The organism is Clostridium polynesiense (assembly GCF_000820705.1).
GTDB lineage: Bacteria > Bacillota > Clostridia > Clostridiales > Clostridiaceae > Clostridium_AA > Clostridium_AA polynesiense.
Genome location: NZ_CCXI01000160.1, coordinates 1 through 3,109, shown reverse-complemented (window position 1 = coordinate 3,109; position 3,109 = coordinate 1). Strand labels below are relative to the sequence as shown.

The window sequence follows — 3,109 nt, the reverse complement described above, 5'->3', positions numbered from 1 at the left end:
TTTGTTCTTTGAAAACTGTATATAGTTAACTGATGTAAAGAAACTACAAATCTTTCTATAGAGAATTATATTTAAATACAATTCCGCCAAAGAAAGAAAAACAATAGACTAAGGTACATTTCTTTTAAGAAATGATACCAAATTAGGTCAAGCTACAAAGGGCGCATGGTGAATGCCTTGGCATCAGGAGCCGATGAAGGACGTGATAAGCTGCGATAAGCTTCGGGTAGGCGCACATAGCCAGTGATCCGGAGATCTCCGAATGAGGAAACTCACATGGGAAACCCCATGTATTCTGAAGTGAATAAATAGCTTCAGAAGGGTAAACCCAGGGAACTGAAACATCTAAGTACCTGGAGGAAGAGAAAGAAAAATCGATTTTCTTAGTAGCGGCGAGCGAAAAGGAAAGAGCCCAAACCGGAAACTTGTTTCCGGGGTTGCGGACAGAACATAAAATACACGATATGATTAACCGAACTCAGCTGGAAAGCTGGTCCACAGAGAGTAATAGCCTCGTAGGTGAAAGTCATTAGTGTCAGTTCTGATCCAGAGTACCACGAGACACGTGAAACCTTGTGGGAAGCAGGGAGGACCACCTCCCAAGGCTAAATACTACCTGATGACCGATAGTGAAGAAGTACCGTGAGGGAAAGGTGAAAAGAACCCCGGGAGGGGAGTGAAATAGAATCTGAAACCGTGTGCCTACAACCGGTCAGAGCACCTTATGTGTGTGATGACGTGCTTTTTGTAGAACGAGCCTGCGAGTTACGGTATGTAGCGAGGTTAAGTACTTAAGGTACGGAGCCGAAGGGAAACCGAGTCTGAATAGGGCGACTAGTTGCATGCCGTAGACCCGAAACCGGGTGACCTATCCATGGCCAGGTTGAAGCGGAAGTAAAATTCCGTGGAGGACCGAACCACGTTGGTGTTGAAAAACCATGGGATGAGCTGTGGATAGCGGAGAAATTCCAATCGAACTCGGAGATAGCTGGTTCTCCTCGAAATAGCTTTAGGGCTAGCGTCGGATGTGAGTAGCGGAGGTAGAGCACTGAATGGGCTAGGGGGCGTATAGCTTACCGAACCTTATCAAACTCCGAATGCCGCATACTATTAGTCCGGCAGTCAGACTGCGACAGATAAGTGCCGTAGTCAAAAGGGAAAAAGCCCAGACCGTCAGCTAAGGTCCCCAAGTATAGATTAAGTGGTAAAGGATGTGGGATTTCTAAGACAACTAGGATGTTGGCTTAGAAGCAGCCACTCATTGAAAGAGTGCGTAATAGCTCACTAGTCGAGAGATCCCGCGCCGAAGATGTCCGGGGCTAAAATCTATCACCGAAGCTACGGGTTGACACGTATGTGTCAGCGGTAGGGGAGCGTCCTGTATGGGCTGAAGTCGTACCGTAAGGAGCGGTGGACTGTACAGGAGTGAGAATGCAGGCATAAGTAGCGAGAAATGAGTGAGAATCTCATTGGCCGAAAACCTAAGGTTTCCTCAGGAAGGCTCGTCCGCTGAGGGTTAGTCGGGACCTAAGCCGAGGCCGAAAGGCGTAGGTGATGGACAATCGGTTGATATTCCGATACTACTGTCAATCGCTATTACCGATGGCGTGACGCAGGAGGATAGTGTGTGCCAGCTATTGGATGCTGGTCTAAGCACTTAGGTATACAGGATAGGCAAATCCGCCTGTATAAGCTGAGGTGTGATGGGGAAGGTTCTACGGAACCGAAGTACATGATTCCACGCTGCCAAGAAAAGCGTCTAGGGAGAAAGACAGTACCCGTACCGCAAACCGACACAGGTAGGTGAGGAGAGAATCCTAAGGCCGGCGGAAGAATTGCAGTTAAGGAACTCGGCAAATTGACCCCGTAACTTCGGGAGAAGGGGTGCCATGGAGACATGGCCGCAGAGAATAGGCCCAAGCAACTGTTTAACAAAAACACAGGTCTCTGCTAAAGCGAAAGCTGAAGTATAGGGGCTGACGCCTGCCCGGTGCTGGAAGGTTAAGGGGATCACTTAGCGCAAGCGAAGGTGTGAACTTAAGCCCCAGTAAACGGCGGCCGTAACTATAACGGTCCTAAGGTAGCGAAATTCCTTGTCAGGTAAGTTCTGACCCGCACGAATGGCGTAATGACTTGGGCACTGTCTCAACTGCAAATCCGGCGAAATTGTAGTGCAAGTGAAGATGCTTGCTACCCGTGGTTGGACGGAAAGACCCCGTAGAGCTTTACTGCAGCTTAGCATTGAGTCTCGGTATTGTCTGTACAGGATAGGTGGGAGACTGGGAAGCAGGATCGTCAGGTTCTGTGGAGTCACCCTTGGGATACCACCCTGACAGTACTGGGATTCTAACCGGACGCCATGAAACTGGCGACGGGACATTGTTAGGTGGGCAGTTTGACTGGGGCGGTCGCCTCCTAAAATGTAACGGAGGCGCTCAAAGGTTCCCTCAGAACGGTCGGAAATCGTTCGAAGAGTGCAAAGGCAGAAGGGAGCCTGACTGCGACACCTACAAGTGGAGCAGGGACGAAAGTCGGACTTAGTGATCCGGTGGTACCTCGTGGGAGGGCCATCGCTCAACGGATAAAAGCTACCTCGGGGATAACAGGCTGATCTCCCCCAAGAGTCCACATCGACGGGGAGGTTTGGCACCTCGATGTCGGCTCGTCGCATCCTGGGGCTGAAGTAGGTCCCAAGGGTTGGGCTGTTCGCCCATTAAAGCGGCACGCGAGCTGGGTTCAGAACGTCGTGAGACAGTTCGGTCCCTATCCGCCACGGGCGCAGGAAATTTGAGAGGAGCTGTCCTTAGTACGAGAGGACCGGGATGGACTGACCTCTGGTGCACCAGTTGTTCCGCCAGGAGCACAGCTGGGTAGCTATGTCGGGAAGGGATAAACGCTGAAAGCATCTAAGCGTGAAGCCCACCTCAAGATTAGATTTCCCATAGCGTAAGCTAGTAAGACCCCTTGAAGAACACAAGGTTGATAGGTCAGAGGTGTAAGCATGGCAACATGTTCAGCTGACTGATACTAATAGGTCGAGGGCTTGACCAATATATATTGTTTCTTTACCAGTTCTATATGCAGTTTTGAAAGAACAAATTCTTTCAAA

1 rRNA gene is annotated in these 3,109 nt (G+C 49.9%); it reads left to right on the top strand.

Features of this window, described 5'->3' with window-relative positions:
• The first annotated feature begins 145 nt into the window (after positions 1-145).
• Positions 146-3,051: ribosomal RNA gene (locus TA89_RS17510) — 23S ribosomal RNA — on the top strand.
• Positions 3,052-3,109: the final 58 nt, after the last annotated feature.